16 protein-coding genes are annotated in these 16,731 nt (G+C 53.0%); 3 read left to right on the top strand and 13 right to left on the bottom strand.

The features are described 5' to 3' along the window. Positions 1-170: 170 nt before the first annotated feature. The 13 genes from SH527x_RS16065 to SH527x_RS16005 all read right to left on the bottom strand — a co-directional run bounded on the left by SH527x_RS16065 (position 171) and on the right by SH527x_RS16005 (position 10,534). Positions 171-668: a hypothetical protein gene (locus tag SH527x_RS16065; protein WP_437191694.1), complete on the bottom strand. Its 498-nt coding sequence runs from the start codon at positions 666-668 to the stop codon at positions 171-173. 129 nt (positions 669-797) lie between these two features. After that, complete coding sequence (locus SH527x_RS16060) at positions 798-1,634, bottom strand: hypothetical protein (RefSeq protein ID WP_437191693.1); 837 nt, start codon at positions 1,632-1,634, stop codon at positions 798-800. Beyond that, positions 1,631-2,290 carry a MotA/TolQ/ExbB proton channel family protein gene (locus SH527x_RS16055; RefSeq protein ID WP_437191692.1) on the bottom strand — a complete coding sequence of 220 codons (660 nt, stop codon included), beginning with the start codon at positions 2,288-2,290 and terminating at the stop codon, positions 1,631-1,633. Before SH527x_RS16055 ends, SH527x_RS16060 begins: the two co-directional genes overlap by 4 nt. A gap of 380 nt (positions 2,291-2,670) precedes the next feature. Next, positions 2,671-3,105: an HIT domain-containing protein gene (locus tag SH527x_RS16050; RefSeq protein WP_437191691.1), complete on the bottom strand. Its 435-nt coding sequence runs from the start codon at positions 3,103-3,105 to the stop codon at positions 2,671-2,673. Positions 3,106-3,566: 461 nt separating this feature from the next. Beyond that, entirely contained in the window at positions 3,567-5,144 is a 1,578-nt protein-coding gene (locus SH527x_RS16045) for a sensor histidine kinase (RefSeq protein ID WP_437191690.1), read from the bottom strand. Positions 5,145-5,422: 278 nt separating this feature from the next. Beyond that, the gene (locus SH527x_RS16040; protein WP_437191689.1) at positions 5,423-5,872 is read right to left on the bottom strand and encodes a carboxypeptidase-like regulatory domain-containing protein; all 450 of its coding nucleotides are present in this window, start codon (positions 5,870-5,872) and stop codon (positions 5,423-5,425) included. A gap of 120 nt (positions 5,873-5,992) precedes the next feature. Next, on the bottom strand, positions 5,993-6,955 hold the full coding sequence (locus tag SH527x_RS16035; protein WP_437191688.1) for a DUF1559 domain-containing protein: 963 nt from the start codon (positions 6,953-6,955) through the stop codon (positions 5,993-5,995). Positions 6,956-7,167: 212 nt separating this feature from the next. Beyond that, complete coding sequence (locus tag SH527x_RS16030) at positions 7,168-7,326, bottom strand: hypothetical protein (RefSeq protein ID WP_437191687.1); 159 nt, start codon at positions 7,324-7,326, stop codon at positions 7,168-7,170. Beyond that, positions 7,313-7,798: a TspO/MBR family protein gene (locus SH527x_RS16025; protein WP_437191686.1), complete on the bottom strand. Its 486-nt coding sequence runs from the start codon at positions 7,796-7,798 to the stop codon at positions 7,313-7,315. Before SH527x_RS16025 ends, SH527x_RS16030 begins: the two co-directional genes overlap by 14 nt. Before the next feature lie 278 nt (positions 7,799-8,076). Beyond that, entirely contained in the window at positions 8,077-8,937 is an 861-nt protein-coding gene (locus SH527x_RS16020; RefSeq protein WP_437191314.1) for an IS4 family transposase, read from the bottom strand. Then, on the bottom strand, positions 8,886-9,602 hold the full coding sequence (locus SH527x_RS16015) for an IS4/Tn5 family transposase DNA-binding protein (RefSeq protein WP_437191315.1): 717 nt from the start codon (positions 9,600-9,602) through the stop codon (positions 8,886-8,888). The genes SH527x_RS16020 and SH527x_RS16015 overlap by 52 nt, the downstream gene beginning before the upstream one ends. A 355-nt stretch (positions 9,603-9,957) precedes the next feature. Next, positions 9,958-10,206: a type II toxin-antitoxin system HicA family toxin gene (locus SH527x_RS16010; protein ID WP_437191685.1), complete on the bottom strand. Its 249-nt coding sequence runs from the start codon at positions 10,204-10,206 to the stop codon at positions 9,958-9,960. A 4-nt stretch (positions 10,207-10,210) separates the two neighbouring features. Then, the gene (locus SH527x_RS16005; RefSeq protein WP_437191684.1) at positions 10,211-10,534 is read right to left on the bottom strand and encodes a type II toxin-antitoxin system HicB family antitoxin; all 324 of its coding nucleotides are present in this window, start codon (positions 10,532-10,534) and stop codon (positions 10,211-10,213) included. 1,021 nt (positions 10,535-11,555) lie between these two features. Here SH527x_RS16005 and SH527x_RS16000 point away from each other — a divergent pair. The 3 genes from SH527x_RS16000 to SH527x_RS15990 all read left to right on the top strand — a co-directional run bounded on the left by SH527x_RS16000 (position 11,556) and on the right by SH527x_RS15990 (position 16,622). Further along, complete coding sequence (locus tag SH527x_RS16000; RefSeq protein WP_437191683.1) at positions 11,556-13,256, top strand: GspE/PulE family protein; 1,701 nt, start codon at positions 11,556-11,558, stop codon at positions 13,254-13,256. A gap of 382 nt (positions 13,257-13,638) precedes the next feature. Next, positions 13,639-14,748, top strand: coding sequence for a type IV pilus twitching motility protein PilT (locus SH527x_RS15995; RefSeq protein WP_437191682.1), 1,110 nt, complete (start codon positions 13,639-13,641; stop codon positions 14,746-14,748). A gap of 152 nt (positions 14,749-14,900) precedes the next feature. Further along, positions 14,901-16,622, top strand: a complete 1,722-nt coding sequence (locus SH527x_RS15990) for a GspE/PulE family protein (protein ID WP_437191681.1) — start codon at positions 14,901-14,903, stop codon at positions 16,620-16,622. Positions 16,623-16,731: the final 109 nt, after the last annotated feature.

Below are 16,731 nucleotides of genomic sequence, written 5' to 3'. Positions count from 1 at the left end.
GCCGAGCCTCGCGCCCTGACAGCAGCAGGAATCAATATTGTCGACCAGATCGGCCTATCGAACCCCATCGGCAAGCGCACTGGAAGGACTTCATGGCATTGAACGACTTTCCGTCTGCGATGCCGATTCGCGATGCTCAGTCACGAAACAACACACCCCGCAACGTCCACCTATCTTACGAATTCAGAGTATTCCTGAATCTCCTCACGTTTCAAGCCAGCTTGCGCTAAAGCCGCGATCAGGTCCGATCGTGCTCCTTCCCGGGCATCGCGCTCTTTGAGAATTCGCACCCGAATCCCATCGGCGCTCCCCACGGTTTCTCCCGCGTACCGCTTCACTTCGTCCAGAGTGAGATCCGTCCCCACCTTTGGATTGTCACCTGTCACCAGACGATATTTCTGATCGTGCACAACAATCGTGACCATCAGAGCAGGCAGTCCCAGATCAATTTCAGCGGGCTTCTCTCCTGAAGTCTTTTCCATTTGCGCGGGAGCAGAAACCGCGTTTCGATCCATGCCAGACTGAACCTGTTCACTGCCGTTTGTCAGACTGAATGTATCCCCTGCACCGCCCCCTCCCAACCCTGGGCCTTTCCAGAACTGACCGAGATAAATGCCGAGGGCGACCGCACCCAGCAAGGCGCCTCCAAAGAGATTTCGTTTTTTCATCTTCAATCCGCTCCAGTCCGCCCCGGTCAATCAGTTGGCAACCACAAAGCCTTGCATGTCGGCCTTGCCACTCCCCTGACTCATTTTTGTTTCAATGAGTTGATGATACCACACCAAAACAATGCGTCCCTATTCAATCCGGAATCCGAGATCTGCATATTCGAAACGGCTGCGGCCAGCACTGTCTGCTTGCATTCGTGTGACCCATTCCGGCATCGCACTGCGAACCGATTCCGTCACATAAATTCGAGTATCCCGATCGTATGTCAGCAGAATCACGACCAGACTTTTCGACTGAGACAACGATCGGTACCAGGTAAACAACTCATTGACAAACTGCTCTGACAACACATCCCCATCCGGCGACAGCGGCAGCCGGATTCTGGCAGGTCGTTGCCCATCCGTCAGTGTGACAACTCCCTGCGCGTCAATATGGAGATTCCAGACATCACACCGTTTGCGGATTTCATCATACGACAACAGATGTTCCAGCATTCTCCCGGGACTCTGGGCCGAAAGCTGCTGGAAGCGTTCTTCTAACTTTGCACGTTCCGCAGGTGTTCGCGTATCGACAGGAGAACGTGCTTCACTCAGGATTCGATTCACTTCCTGAGGAGGAATCTTGAACAGTTCAGTCACAAGTTCCCCGAGCACATGTTGCTGGGCGAGGACCCGTTCCAACGATGCTTCGGATTGTTTTGCTGTCTGACGGTCTCGCATCGCGGAATCTTGCGCCTGCAGCGTCTCGACTTCAGAAACAGCCAACTGCCGCTGCAGGTCCTGCATGCGCATCGACAGTTCTTTCAGCTCCTTTTGAGTGACGGCACGTTCTTCAATCAGTGTTGACTGCTCTCCAGCAACAATGACTTCTCGTTCGCGCAGCTGAAAATATTGAATGAAGACCACAATCAGCAGCATGTCGAGCAATGGGGTTAATTGCAGAGTCAGACGACGGCGTGAAATCATGCGTCCTCCTCCTTTGCATTGGGCAGCAGCGCCAGTTCCCGCTTCGCTCTTGCAACGGTCTCTCGTACATGGCGTCGATTCTCTGAAAGACGCAGAAACGCTGGTTCCATACAGCTGTTGATGAACATCAGCACCAACGCCCCGATCAATCCGAGTGCGGTCGACCAGATCGATTCCGAGAACCGTTCAAGAATCAGACTCACACTACTTCCGGCCTGACGTGACATGTCGTCCTGCAGTGCCGAGCCAATTGCCAGCACCGTCCCCAGCACCCCCGCCAGCGGATAGGCCTCGATCATGGTGCGAGCCATGTTATAGATCACGTCGAATCGCATCGAATCGAGATACCGGCGTTTCTCATCCAGAATTCGCATCCGCTCAAGGAGTGGCTTCCGTTCCGCTTTGCGTTGCGGGTCATCAAGCACATCATTGACGTCCGCAAGAAACGCATCAATCTGATCAGACAAATGAGCGTGTGAATCGAGCAGACTCTGATTTCTCAGGCCCTTGGTGAGATCAAACAGTCCACTGGCAATCGTGCTGAGATCACGACGGGACCAGACCCACAGTACAAAAAACAGAAACACATGCACGCAAAACGCCCCGCCAATGACGAACGGGGAGATCGACGAAAGATCGCGCAGGAGCGTGCCCATGAAGTGGAATCCGAGTTGTTTACAAGCTCTGATGCCTCACTTCAGAAGCTGCTCTCCCTGTAAGTTTCGCCAGAACCAACTAACTCTGGCGTCAACCGGGAGAACACAAATTCATCTGAAGCAAGCACACTCAAGAGGCAGAGATATTTCCGGGATGAGCGATAGAACAGAAACCGCCTGGATCTGGCGACACGAATTCAATCGATCAACTCCACTATAACGGATCTCTGTGACCGGTGATGTTCCGGTCAGACAAATCCAGTCGATGGTAGAGCCAGCCTCTTGAGCGGCCTCGTTATAAACTGCCAAACTCAACCGAAATCTGGCAAGAGCGATTTTTAAAGGTGCGAGTTCTCGACACGCTCACCTGAGAACCTGAATCACAGTTCAGTGGCAGGCACGAAACTCTGACCAGCTACATTCGCAAGCTGCTGCAGCCGACTTTGAACAGTTTTGATTTGCTCCGGTGCGTATTCAATCTGCTCCGTCAGATTTCCCCAGACCGGCTTTGGCCAGCAAGCGTCCTGGGGGTGTCGCCCGACCACATGCAAATGTAACTGAGGAACCACGTTCCCAATTGCAGCAAAATTGACCTTCTGGAGTCCAAAAACTTGCTTGACCGTCTCGCTGGCAATTGCAGCCTCCCCAACGACGGCGTCACGAAATGCAACCGGCAAGTCCAACAGATCGCCTGCGTCCGTATCGGGAACAAGGATCAACCAAGGAACTGTCGCATTTCGATGCAAAAGGACTTCCGTTTGTGGAAGACGTCCAAGCAGAATGCAATCTTTAAGCAGCTGAGGGTGCAGTTCCATGGCTCGCCAGAGACTTAATAAACAGAAATCAGGACTGTAAGCAGCGACTGAAGAATAACGTTAACGCATTGAAGAAAAAGCGTTACGACACAAATATCCAGCCGAAAGCGTCGCTGAAAATCAAAAGAAGTCGAACTCGATCAGCCAACGGAAACGAGGCTGAAAACTCCCACACATAAAAAAGGGTGAATGCTGCAACTCATCTCAGAGAATTCGCATTCACCCACACAGGAGTATTCGACTCAACGTCACGTCAAAGTGCAGCGACATTGAGCAACTCAATTTTAGCACAATCCCTGTTGATCTGGCAGTACCGATTTCGCCTAACATTCCAATTTCACCCTTTTTGCCCCATCGGTATCAAGTGCCGGCCGCAAATCCGGAATAAAGACGCACAATCACATCAACCGACTCTTAAATATCCCAAAGTCGCCCCGGGGGGCGATTTCGAAGAGCTCAGGTTAAGCGGCCCGCAAACCAAGTTCGTGCTTTGGAAGCCGGAGAACAAAGCGAGACCCAAGCCCTGCACCTTCGCTCATGACTTCGAGCGTTCCACCGTGGTCACGCACGATCCTGTGCGTAATCGCCAGCCCCAGCCCCGTCCCTTTTCCGACATCTTTGGTCGTGAAGAACGGTTCGAAGATGTGCTTCATCTGCTCCGGCGACATACCGCAGCCGTTGTCCTCAACAGCGATCTCGACCTGATCAGGGAACTCTTTCACCTGAATTTCAACTCGACCGTCGGAAGAAGTGGCATCCAGTGCATTCGCCACCAGATTAAGGATGACCTGCTTGATCTCCGGTGCATTGACCCACGCATGAAGCGGCAATGGGTGATCAAATACCAGTTGGCGATCCTGATAACGGCTTAAATGGCTCACCATGCTGACCACTTCCTGCACAATCGCAGCAACGTCATAGCGATTCCGCTCATCTCCTTTTCCGTAGGAGAAATCAAGCAGCTTCTTGGTGATCCGTTCGCACCGTTCCGACTCGGTCTGAATCAATCCCAGATACTCGCGAACGTCAACCCGATCCGCTTCCGGGAGATTCGCAAGAACATCATCTCCCAGTCTCATCTCGAGTCCGTACGCGGCAGTCATAATCACAGACAGGGGGTTATTAATTTCATGCGCAACACCAGAAGCCAGAAACCCTGCCCCCGCCAATCGTTCTGAACGAATAAGCTGCTTGCTTCGCTCTTCAATCTCGCGCTGCTTGGATTGGCGGTCTTCCAGAATTCGACTGCTCATCTCATTAAACGCATCCGCCAGCTGTCCAATTTCACATTTCGTAGGCACATCGACCCGATGACCATAATCCCCGGCAGCCAGACGCCGAACACCTTTATACAAGGTCGTGACCGGAACAAAGATCAACCGGTAATACCAGGTCATCTGAATGATCAGCACAACAACAGAGACCATGCCGAGAACCAGCACCAGCCGGTGCTGCTGCAACGCTTCTGATTTTGCGTCTCGCAGACGATCGCTTAACCGGTTTGCAGGGTCAGGCAACCCGCGAATGACCTCGATGACATTCGCATTCGTGTGCATGATGACCCGTTTGTTCACTTCGCGACGGTTCAGATCACTTAATCCCGGAATCGCGGCCTGAATCGTCTGCAACCCTTTTTCAGCAGTCAGCAGAAGGGTTCGATAAGGCAATTGTTCTGCATGAGGGTGTCGAAGTTTTTCATCCAGTTGCTGCCAGGACTGCGTGAACTCTTCAACACGTGTTCGAACATGCTCAAACACACGAGAAAACTGCTCTCGCTGATGCTCTGCTGCCGCCTGCTGAACTTCAACCGGAGTCGTTTCCCCTGGAAACTCAGATGTCAGCGGAGCAAAAAGCTGGCTCAAGGATGCAATCAGGTCGGCACTGCGTGGCAACTTCCCGACGCTGAGTTCCAGGTCGCTCACAGTCGCCTGGATGGATCGCACGCCCCGAAAGCTGCTCAACATCAACACGGCCACCAGCACAAAGACGATGGCCAACCCAAGATTGAGCTTTCGGCTAATAGAACGAGTAAAAAACATGGTAGACTCCCTTCTGCGAGCGAGGCACAATCGAAGCCGCCATCCATCAGCAACGACTCTCTCTCTTGCCTGAAGAAGACCGATCCCGCCCGATCCGGTGAGCTGGAGCCCTGCATCCTCTTCCTCGCGATCCTGCAATCCGCAGAAGTCTACCACTCCCGAATCGCATTCAACAAGCCGGGATATTTCAACGTCCCCTGATGCTCAAACAAGCATGTCCAGAGATCCCCAGCGATGAAGGCGAAAAGCCAGCCATCAACGCTCTCAACAGGAACAGCCTACAAGTCGAACTTGACCTCTGAGTTCCCTTGATCTGTCACCACGATTTTTAATTCCGTCATTTGCAGGTCCGTGTATTTGGCAGGAAGTGATTCAACAACCTTTCCCTGCATCCGCAACTGTTCGAGATCCATATCCTCAGGTTTCGGCGTATAAACCGTCTTGTCACGATTCATCAGGTAACTGATTGTGACTTTGTATTCCCCCGGCGCCACTCCAGGCTTTCCTGATGTCTCGACGGCAAAATTCCCGTCCGCATCGCTGCGAGCTTCGGACGGATTCGATTTCCCATCGGCGGGGTACAGGAACAGATGCGCACCACCAGCCGGCTTCCCCTGAACAGTCACCCGCCCCGTCACCGGAACAAGCCGTGAATCAGAATCACGGCTACACCCAGCCGCGCACAGGATGGTCACCACGCTCAGTATCACGATGAGTCGCTGATTCACTTGAGTCTTCCAGAGAGCCAGGAACAGAAGCCGAGAGCACGCCAGTCATCAATCCAACGGGTTGCGCACAAAGCAAGAAGCAACAGAGAAGCACAGACCAGAACAACTCCGAGTCGGATCCTAGTACTCGGAGACGACCTTCCCGTCAGCGATCCGATTCAGCGGCTGGAAGACATCCAGAAAATGCACACTGTCTGAAATAAACCGGACAGCCCCATCTCCTAAAAGAAAATGGGCGCCGCCAGTGTGATGACTTCCAAATCCCCAGGCATACTGACATTTCCGGGAAGCGTTATCAGCACAGTTCCCATAAGGATAATTGACATTATAAGTGGCATTGGGAGTGTATCCGTGGCAGCAGGTATGCGTACCACATCCCCAATATGGCCCATATGAAGTACTGGTGTGAATCATTCTCGATTCACCAGCCAGGATTGTGTTGCTCATTCCGTCAATAATATCTCGACTCCGCGCCGCACCATCATTGCCGAAGGCACCTTTGACAGTCGTTGCGATCGTCCCCCAAGGCCCCGAGTAGTCAGTAACGTCACCAGAAGCAAAAAGATAATTCGATCTGGCACACTGATTCCGTTCATAGAAATCGGTAGCAGTATTTGCCGCTGCAGTCACAACCACATCGCTGTGATATTCAGACGGGCAGAGATAGGTCGCAAGTTTTTGAGAATAAACAGGCCGGTTCGCATTGCTTGTTGTCACGCCTCCCGCCAATGGACGTCCGTTAGGATTGGAAATGCTGGCCGGCAAAGAGAAGTTGTAGATGTTATAGAGTGTCGTCTGCTCAAGAAACGGCAAGATCAGAACGAATCCAGTCGTATTCAGAACGAATGGAACCGAGGTGTACCGACCAGACCCGATCAATGCAGGCGGGAAGATATTATGTGTGTCGTGGTAGTTATGAAGCGCCAACCCCATCTGCTTCAAATTATTCCGACACTGTGAACGGCGAGCAGCTTCTCTCGCCTGTTGAACGGCAGGCAGTAGCAATGCAATTAGAATCGCGATAATCGCGATGACAACAAGCAACTCAATAAGCGTAAAGGCAGAACGCCGAGACTGTCCCATGACAAGCCCCCGTAGAGAAAACAGGAGATGAAAGAAAGGATTCGAGTCAATCAATCTTGCAAGCGCCGGCACAACCTCATTTAAGATCATGCCCAAATCTTACATGAGCGTCAAGAGTTAGTTTATGCGATAGTGAAAAAGAATGTTTTCACAACTACTCCCTCCGGCTTACCCTACTCCAGATTTAAGAAATAAACCTATTAGCGATTCCATTAAATGACCTCCTGAAATCGAACAACGAGCATCCCATAGCACACCGACGCCTCGGCCTCAACCAAATTCGGCGGTTCTTTACCGGGCCGCAATCCGAGCAATGATCGCGAGAGCTTCCCGTCGCCCTTCGCCTGTTGAGAGTCATCACGCAACGACATTAAGCTGCCAGATTGTGAAGTTCAAAACACTTGCGAACGTCACCCACCCGAGATACGGCAGCATGAGCCCCCCTGCCACTTTCGACACCCGAAAGAACATCAACGTTGTCGTCACGATGGTCACCCAGAGGACGACCAACTCAACAAATGCCCAGCCGGGTTGATGGAAATGAAAGAAAATCCATGACCAGGCAACATTCAGCAGCAACTGAATCCCAAACAGTCCCAGCTCCAACTTGGCCCCGCCGAACCCTTTCTTTTTCCAGACCAACCATGCTGCAAGGGCCATCAAAATGTAGAGAGTTGTCCAGACAGGACCAAAGACATAAGCAGGCGGATTCCAGGTCGGCTTATTCAGGCTTTTGTACCAGCCACCGATTTCCGGGGTGGTTGCAATTGACCCCAACCAACCAGCAATGAGACAGAGAACGAGAAAGAATACGAGCCCCAAAACTTGCGTACGGCGATTCATAAACAACGCGAGCCTCCACTCCCTCGTGACTTTTCAGCCAAGTACGGCGACAGCACCACTGCTTGGCCGACTTGCTCTTTATCCAGAAGTATCAGAATCGAAACCGAAAGAGCAGTCTACTTCACGAAGATTCAGAAGCGGTCCCACCAAAGGGCCGACAACCTCAGCCAGTCATCCTGTAAACGCTGGAGAAAAGACGATGTGCCAGCCAAGCGTTCGATGATGCGTGACAACTTCGCCAACCAGATCGAAGCAGTCATGGAGGGTGCGTCGCGACCTCAATGTTCCCCACATTTTTGGTTTTGCAGTTGGGAGCCGCGGAGGATGAGCAGGAGTTTTTCAAGGCCGTACCACAGGGTTTGCCAGCCAGGACGACCGTCGCACTTGCGGCCCAGGTGGCCCCCCAGACCGGCCAGGTGTTTCACGAACTGCTCGATCGTCAGGGATTTCGCGCACAGTTGCGGCGCCTGTCGGCCGGGACGCTGACGGACCTTGACGATCGTCTCCACCCACTCGGTTGGCACCACCTCCCGGGCGGGGGCATTCGGGGTCTCTTCGGACAGCGTCCGCAGCCTTAACAGCTGCACCGCCACAATCGCTAATAATCCTGTGATGCGTTCTAAACGCTCGGACGTTTCATAATAACGCTCTTCGACCCGGCAGCCGGTCTTGAGCGCCTTATGATATTCTTCAATCGCCCAGCGCTGCGAGTAATAGCCGATCACCTGCTGTGCCTGTGCGATTGATTCCACACGTTCTGAGGTCAGCAGCACCCAGCGGACCGGTTCGGCATCCACAGGGGGATCGACTTCAATCAACTCCACGACGGACATCCGCAGCGGTTCTTGAGGGGCATGCTCGCGAATCCAGGTGTTGGTCACCTGCGGTCTGGGGAGCGATAACGCGGCGAATCGCAGTTCCAGCTGAGCGGTGCGGGCAGCACGAGTGGCAGTGGCGGGAACCTCCAATGTCTGCGTTCCACGCACAGGCTGAGCATCGAGGTGCTCCTCCAGCGTGGTGAGTGCCTCTTCCTCCGTGAGGATGATCCGATTCAGACGGCAGGCCCGGATCACCCAGCCGCAGTGGTTCAAGTGGGCATAACAATAGACTTCATAGTCATCGGCACCCCGATCACACACATGCAGCCATTTGACTTCTGCCGGGGGAGCACCGACCTGATCGATGAGCTTCCCCAGACGGCCGACTCTCGATCGGCATCGCGTCTGCGGGAGTTTTTCGCTCCCTTCTTCGTGTTCCCTTTGCGGTACAGGATCTCCTGACCGGCCAGGCCAATCACCTGCTGCGTCACAGGATCGCGCAGTAACGCTGAATGCAGAAAGAAGCCGCGACCGGTGTTCTTGCCCACCAGTCCCAAGCCGCGGGCATTGCGTTTGCCGCCGTAGTTAATCTCGGTGGTGTCGTTGAGAATCAGATACGTCTCACCCGGCCCACCTGTCTGCCTGGTTCTTTCATAATGCGGCGCGGTGATCGCTGCCAAGCTGACCTCCTCGCAGTCCATCAGACGATAGAGGGCTTTGCAGTCCGACCAGGATTCAATCTGCCGGGGTGTGCTGCCATCTGGTCGAGCGAGCACCTGAGCGGCGGCCTTGATGAGCCGGTCGGTCCGTCGCTTGTCGCCCAGCTGGCATGTTGAGAACTCCATCGCTGCCCACTCCTGAGGAACCACATCCATGAGGCGGCACTCCGTGGCCTGCAGGAACAGTTCCCGCCTGCCAGTATCACCAGGCCAGCGCTGAAAACTCCGCATCCATGGAGCCTGTTGAAGGGAGGGTCCCTGTCCCATACGCCGGTCAGGTGCCTTGCAGAGCACAGGCCATGCCGAAGCACAAAACCCACTCAATCACAGCAAAAACGACGATCAGACGTTGTCAAAATGACAAACCCAACACGAAAATATGGGGAACATTGAGGTCGCGACGCACCAATTCTCTCGACGTGAAGAGTGCCAAGTGCGTCGATTAAAACGACTGGCATCGCCTTTTGAGCTGTACCACCCTGCCACGGACGCTCGGCCCATTTTATGTTACTCACTGGAAACACCCTCGATGGTGCGTTTTGACCCTACGATTACTCCAACATCTGTCAGCGACGTAAGCAATTAACGCGGATCACTCCCGTGATTAGCGGCCGGTGACGTTCTACTTTCCATAAAAATCAGCATCGCTGACTCCATCCTCCACCGCCAATCGAAACCGCTTGCGAATCCCCTTTACGTAGACCGTGGGAATATCGTTTTTATTGGTTGGAATCGGGTAGGAAACACCCTGACCATCAAGAACCCGAACAAACAATGTATGAGATCCCTTACCGCGATCCAGCTGTTCGACAACGCCAAATCGAGCCAAGATCTTCCGCAGGTCGCGCAATTTAAGAGGATGGTCAGGCATCAAACTATGCCGTCAGGCCATCACAGAACTCGCGGGCATCGACCCCATCGATTGAAATAGAATGAACACGCAGTTCGCCATTGGCCACATGGCGACCTCGCGCCCACATTAGCAAGAACTTGCCGTCCGCCGGTTTGAACAGATTCTCGAGATTCCCAGATTCGAAACTATAAGCAGCCTGAGTTTCAATCGCTTCGGCCAACATTTCCAGAGCTTCGCTTTTGGAAACTCCGGTCCCGACGAGATCGAATTCGAGGCAATGGGCTACCCATGCATCTTCTTCATAGTAGAACACGACCCTGAGCGGGACTTTCATTGTCGTATTCATTGGAATCCTCTTCGTTGAAAACTCTGCCAACTAGTCACTGCGACCGTTTATGGCATCTCGTTCCAGTCTGACAAAGTCGGATGCTGTTTTCCACACTTCCAATAGTACGGCATTCAGTTGCGTTGCAGCGGATTTTTAATTCGCAAATTCTTCCAACGGTTTCGCAATACTCAGCAGGGAACATTTCCACCAGTAAAGACACTGCATAAAACGAAAAAACCCGGAAACAGCGAGTCCCAGGGGGGCGGAGGACTTCGAGCTATTTCCGGGGGCGATGAGCTTTGCCGGACCATCGAAGACTGCTCATCCGTGCCTTCGATGGCGGGAAATTATGTCGTAGGGCTTTTTGCGTCAATATGGCTTTCCCCGGACATCAAACCAAAACCTGCTGATTGGTCATTCACTCAGGAAACACTTCCGATATTTTCCCGTAACCAACTGAAATGAATGCCATTACAATCATTCAACACTCAAAAATGGCACCGGCAAAAACTGCCATATCATGAAATCTGGCAGCAAGACGCGACGGCGGGATGCCTCAAACTGCAGCGACTCAAGACACACCGCTGGTCCACTGAACGTTACGAAACCGAGCTGACGCTTTCGACCAGTCTACTGCCGGCGAGACGATTCAATCGTTCATCGATTCGACACAACCTCTTCAAATAATGTCCGTTACAGGATCATTCGGTAGCATAGAGATTGCCGATACGAATCAAAGTCGCTCTGTAAGCATTCTTGCGCCGGTCGAATCCATCTCATCAAAATCATTCAATCCGAACAGGTCGAGTTGGGCGAAATTTTCATGCGTATGGTTTAGACTGTCTCAAAGACTGTTTACCTGCATCTCAAATTTGTGCGAGATCTCGCACCGACGATAGGTCTAAATCAATTCACGATTTCGGCCATTTCCTGCGGCGTACTTCCCAAAATTGCGTCGCACGGAAAAATGCCTGCAGGTTCATTTCTGACATTCATGTCCTGTCTTGCCGATTCAGAGCAGCATTGAGGATTTTCCAAGATGGCGGGAAACGATTGGCTCTATGACTTCGTTCGTGATGGAACCATCAGCGAAGATCAGCTGGAAGAATCTCTTTCCATCGCGCGCGCTCGGGGGAAAAACCCGGAAGATGTCCTCGTCGACATGGGTTACGTGGACGCATCCGACGTCAGCGCCGCCAAGGCTCGTGCCTTTGGATTCGAGACGATCGATCTCCAGGCAATGGAAATCCCCCACTCGTTAATTGAGTTGGTTCCGGAATCCGTCGCCCGTGAAAACACCTGCATTCCGGTTGAGTTTCAAGGTGACAAACTGATCGTGGCTGTCGCAGACGCCATGAATCTGGAACTCCTCGACAAACTCCGCTTCATCCTGAACCGCGACGTCGAACTGACAACGGCCGCAAAGGAATCCATCCTTTCTGCAATCAATCGCCATTACGGACAGAGCGAAGGCGAATCGGTCGATTCGATGATCCTCGATTTCACCGAAACGGCGATCGACTTTACAGATACGGAAATGAACGATGCAGCTTCTTCCTTAAAAGAAGAGGAAAGTTCGCCCATCGTCAAGCTGGTGAATCTGATCTTCAACGAGGCCGTGAATATGCGCGCAAGTGATATTCACATCGAACCTTTCGAGGATCGCATTCGTATTCGCTACCGCATCGACGGACGACTCGTCGAACGCGACAGCCCTCCGAAGCGCCTTCAGGGAGCCCTGACATCACGTATTAAAGTGATGGGGCGAATCGACATTGCGGAGAAACGACGCCCTCAGGACGGTCGAATCAAAGCCCGCGCCGGCGGAAAAGAGATCGACCTTCGCGTCAGTCTGCTCCCCTCTGCTTACGGTCAAGCGATCGTGTTGCGAATTCTGGACCGCGATAACATCAAAATCGGTATTCGCAACATGGGGTTCAGCGAAGAGAACTACCGACGCTTCCACAACATCATTCGCCGCCCGAACGGGATCTTCCTGGTGACAGGTCCGACCGGGTCAGGAAAGACGACGACGCTGTACAGTGCTCTCGGCGAACTGAACCGACCAGACCGAAAAATCATCACAGCCGAAGACCCGGTGGAGTACTACCTCCCAGGGATCAATCAGGTCGAAGTGAAGCACAGTATCGGTCTCGACTTTGCACGTATCATTCGTGCAATGCTTCGTCAGGCACCGAATGTCATCCTCGTGGGAGAAATTCGCGATACAGAGACCGGCGAGATGGCAATTCAGGCCTCTTTGACTGGACACTTGGTATTCAGTACACTTCACACGAACGATGCGCCCGGTGCTATTACACGTTTGATCGATATGGGCGTACAGCCCTTCCTGGTCGCATCGAGCCTCATGGCGGTGATGGCACAGCGATTGATGAGAACGGTTTGCCCGAAATGCGCCGAAACTTATCAGCCTGACCAATCCGAGTTGGACTTCTTCGAACTGACCCCTGAACAGATCGCATCGGCAAACTTCCGTCACGGCAAAGGTTGCAAGAACTGTCAGCACACCGGCTGCCGCGGTCGTAAGGCTGTCTTCGAATTGATGATGGTGAATGCCGCTATCCGTGACATGGCCTTCCGCAGTGAACCTGCTCAGAACATCCGAAGAACTGCTCGGCTGTATGGCATGAAGACATTGGTGGAAGACGCTGTAGACAAAGCACTTGAGGGGATTTCAACCCTCACGGAGGCTTACAAGTTGAGAAGCGGCGGTCACTAAGTGATTCCACACCCCCTTGGAGCTCAAAAAGTTCTGCCCCGAGGGGTTGCCAGACAACAGAAATAAGGGAGTCGTCTCTGAATACCGGGGCGACTCCCTGCTCTGTGTCACCTGAGTAGATGATAAGACCTGTCAGAAAAGCGGGCGCGCAATCCAGAACATTTGAACACTCCTGCGTGCTCCCTGCCCTTACCGGCCAACCGAACAGAGGATTCAGAGAAACGGATCAGTCGCAGCAGATCTTTATCTGGATCGTATTGATCCGGAATCATGCCTTTTCCTGATCGCTGTTCGCCTTCAAATCAGCAAACATCAATAATCAGGATGTCAGAAGCGTTCTGCAACTGGCTTCCGTCGCCTCAGACGTTCATTAAGGATCGACATGGCCACAGTTCAAATCGACAAACTGCTGGAAACGGTAGTACGAGAGAAGGTGAGCGACTTGCACATCACTGCAGGTCAGCCTCCTGTCGTTCGTTTGAGTGGCCGCATGCAACGCCTCGATACGAAATCACTGGACGCCGAAGACTGTTCGGCTCTGATGAAGAGTATCACTCCTGAACGTAACCAGCAGGAACTTCAGGAAAAGGGAGGAACCGACTTCGGGTTCGCATTCGGAGACAAGGCACGATTCCGCGTCGCTGTGTTCAAGCAGCGCGGCATGATCGGCATGGTTCTTCGTCGTGTTCCGAACGAGTTCCTCACATTCGAACAACTCGGGTTGCCGACGATCGTCAGCCAGTTGATCACTCGCCCTCGCGGACTGTTTCTGGTCACCGGACCAACCGGCTCCGGGAAGACGACCTCCCTCGCGAGTATGATTAACTACATCAACGAGCACGATCAGCACCATATCATTACGCTCGAAGACCCGATCGAGTATTACCACCAGCATAAAAAGTCGACGATTAACCAACGCGAAATTGGTGTCGACGTTCCAAGCTTCCCGGAAGCACTGCGACGTGCTTTGCGTATGGACCCCGACATCATTCTGGTGGGGGAAATGCGAGACCTTGAAACGATTTCCTCGGCGATCACCGCTGCGGAAACCGGTCACGTGGTGTTCGGAACCCTGCACACCACCGGGGCTCAAGGAACCGTCGACCGTATCATCGACGTGTTCCCAACCAGCCAGCAGGAACAGATTCGTACTCAGCTGGCGAACGCGATCATCGGGATTCTCAGTCAGGCACTGCTGCCGAGAAAACCTAAAGGTCTCGTTGCTGCATACGAAATGCTCGTCGTGACCCCGGCGATTTCAAACCTGATTCGTGAAGCGAAAACGTTCCGTATTAACTCGTCGATTCAGACAGGTCGTAAATACGGAATGCAGCTGCTCGATGACGCTCTTTTCGACTTATGGCGCAAGGGACTCTGTGAAGAGAAAGACGTCGTCACAAAATCCAACAATCCTGGCGAGTTGAGTGCCCGTATCGCAAACGCCAAGAAGGGGGTTGTCGAGGACGAAGAGCAGGACGAAGACGACGAATAAGCAACCCGTTCAATCGGGGGCTCGTCCATGCCTGCATCATGAACTGATCAAGATTTCAGATTTCAATTCCTGCAGCCTGATCACAACTCGCTGCGACATTCGATCTTCAGTCACATCCGAACTTCGTCGACATCGCATCAGGACCAGCCTCAATGGCCCAACGTAAACTCGGACAAATTCTGGTCGATCTAGGGTACCTTACCGAAGATCACCTGTGGGACGTGCTCGAAGAGCAGAAGAAGAGCCCCGGTGAGATTATCGGGCAAGTCGCCAAGCGGATGGGATTTGTCACAGAAGCCCAGATCACCGAAGCGCTGGCCGAACAGTTCGGAATGCCAGTCGTTAACCTGGAAGATACCAATATTCTTCCCAAGGTTCTGGAACTCGTTCCAGAGACGATGGCGAGCATTTACAAGATCATGCCCATCTCGCTGAAGGACAATGTCCTGACAGTGGCGATGGCCGATCCACAGAATCTGGCCGCGTTAGATGACCTGAGAAACTTCCTCGGCTATGACGTCCGTGGAGCTGTGTCGTCGCTGGCCGAAGTCGAAGCCGCAATCAGCCGCCATTACGCCAGTCGTTCTGAAGACGACATGGAAGGCCTGATGGGCGAACTCGAGAACCTCGAGGTCGGCAACAAGACATTGGCCGCGGCACGTGGGCCAATCGAAATCGGGGGCGACGATGAGATCGCCAGTTCCCACCCGATTCGTAAACTGTTGAACATGGTGATTCTGCTCGCCATCAAAGATCAGGCGAGCGACATTCACTTCGAACCATTCGAAGACGAATTCAAAATCCGCGTTCGTGCTGACGGCGTTCTGTACGAGATGGTTCCTCCACCTCGCCACCTTGCCGCTGCGATCGTCAGCCGTATCAAGGTCATGGCGAACCTCGACATCGCTGAACGTCGTTTGCCTCAGGACGGTCGTATCGAACTGAACGTCGGGGGAAATAGCGTCGACCTTCGAGTGAGCGTTCTGCCGACCATGTTCGGCGAAGCGGTCGTTATGCGAGTTCTGGACCGAACCGTGGTCCAGTTGAACCTCGATAAGATCGGAATGGACCCTCACACGCTGTCCCGTTTCCGCGAGACGATCGACCGTCCAAACGGCATCGTACTCGTGACTGGTCCAACCGGTTCCGGGAAGACGACCACACTCTACTCCGCTCTCAACGAGCTGAACGATATTACGTCGAAGCTGATCACCACCGAAGACCCGATTGAGTATAACATCGATGGTCTGGTGCAGGTGCCAATCAATGCGGACATTGACGTCACGTTCGCCAAGGCGTTGCGTGCCATTCTCCGCCATGACCCGGACAAGATTCTCGTCGGAGAAATTCGAGACTTTGAAACAGCGGAAATCGCGGTTCAAAGCTCATTGACGGGCCACCTTGTGTTCTCCACCCTCCACACCAACGACGCCCCGTCAGCGGTCACTCGACTTCGCGACATGGGAATTCCGCCGTTCCTGATTACGGCAACCGTTGAAGCAGTTCTTGCTCAGCGACTGGTCCGCCGAATCTGTGTGGAGTGCCGAACCGAATTCGAACCGAGTGATGACCTGTTGATGGAGTTACAGCTCCCACTCGACCAGGCACGAAAATATAAGTTCTACTACGGTAAAGGTTGTCAGCGATGTAATAACGCTGGCTATAAAGGCCGTACCGGGATTTACGAACTCATGATGGTTAACGACGACATCCGCGACATGATTTCATCGGATGCCTCTGTCGACGAACTGAGAAACCTCGCTCGAAGTCAGGGAATGACAACTCTGCGAGAAGCTGGATTGAAACTGATCTTCGACGGCGTCACCACGATTGATGAAATCGTTCGTGAAACCGTGATGGATGACATTGACTAAGACCTGACGAAATTAATTTAAGTTTTTCGATCGCGATGAGTGAAACAGGTACGGCCTGATTCACTTCACTGCTGAACTCGGACTGACGCCGCGATTACGGAGCAAAGAC

It is taken from the genome of Planctomicrobium limosum (assembly GCF_051465645.1).
In the GTDB taxonomy this organism is placed as follows: Bacteria; Planctomycetota; Planctomycetia; order Planctomycetales; family Planctomycetaceae; genus Planctomicrobium.
The sequence above is the reverse complement of the archived record's forward strand: the minus strand, read 5'-3'. Positions and strand labels throughout refer to the sequence as shown.

Excerpts from the sequence above, each read along its gene's own strand:
- SH527x_RS16065 (WP_437191694.1), bottom strand. The coding sequence starts at position 668 with ATGAAAAAACGAAATCTCTTTGGAGGCGCCTTGCTGGGTGCGGTCGCC.
- SH527x_RS16060 (WP_437191693.1), bottom strand. The coding sequence starts at position 1,634 with ATGATTTCACGCCGTCGTCTGACTCTGCAATTAACCCCATTGCTCGAC.
- SH527x_RS16055 (WP_437191692.1), bottom strand. The coding sequence starts at position 2,290 with ATGGGCACGCTCCTGCGCGATCTTTCGTCGATCTCCCCGTTCGTCATT.
- SH527x_RS16050 (WP_437191691.1), bottom strand. The coding sequence starts at position 3,105 with ATGGAACTGCACCCTCAGCTGCTTAAAGATTGCATTCTGCTTGGACGT.
- SH527x_RS16045 (WP_437191690.1), bottom strand. The coding sequence starts at position 5,144 with ATGTTTTTTACTCGTTCTATTAGCCGAAAGCTCAATCTTGGGTTGGCC.
- SH527x_RS16035 (WP_437191688.1), bottom strand. The coding sequence starts at position 6,955 with ATGGGACAGTCTCGGCGTTCTGCCTTTACGCTTATTGAGTTGCTTGTT.
- SH527x_RS16030 (WP_437191687.1), bottom strand. The coding sequence starts at position 7,326 with ATGTCGTTGCGTGATGACTCTCAACAGGCGAAGGGCGACGGGAAGCTC.
- SH527x_RS16025 (WP_437191686.1), bottom strand. The coding sequence starts at position 7,798 with ATGAATCGCCGTACGCAAGTTTTGGGGCTCGTATTCTTTCTCGTTCTC.
- SH527x_RS16015 (WP_437191315.1), bottom strand. The coding sequence starts at position 9,602 with ATGGGACAGGGACCCTCCCTTCAACAGGCTCCATGGATGCGGAGTTTT.
- SH527x_RS16010 (WP_437191685.1), bottom strand. The coding sequence starts at position 10,206 with ATGCCTGACCATCCTCTTAAATTGCGCGACCTGCGGAAGATCTTGGCT.
- SH527x_RS16005 (WP_437191684.1), bottom strand. The coding sequence starts at position 10,534 with ATGAATACGACAATGAAAGTCCCGCTCAGGGTCGTGTTCTACTATGAA.
- SH527x_RS16000 (WP_437191683.1), top strand. The coding sequence starts at position 11,556 with ATGGCGGGAAACGATTGGCTCTATGACTTCGTTCGTGATGGAACCATC.
- SH527x_RS15995 (WP_437191682.1), top strand. The coding sequence starts at position 13,639 with ATGGCCACAGTTCAAATCGACAAACTGCTGGAAACGGTAGTACGAGAG.
- SH527x_RS15990 (WP_437191681.1), top strand. The coding sequence starts at position 14,901 with ATGGCCCAACGTAAACTCGGACAAATTCTGGTCGATCTAGGGTACCTT.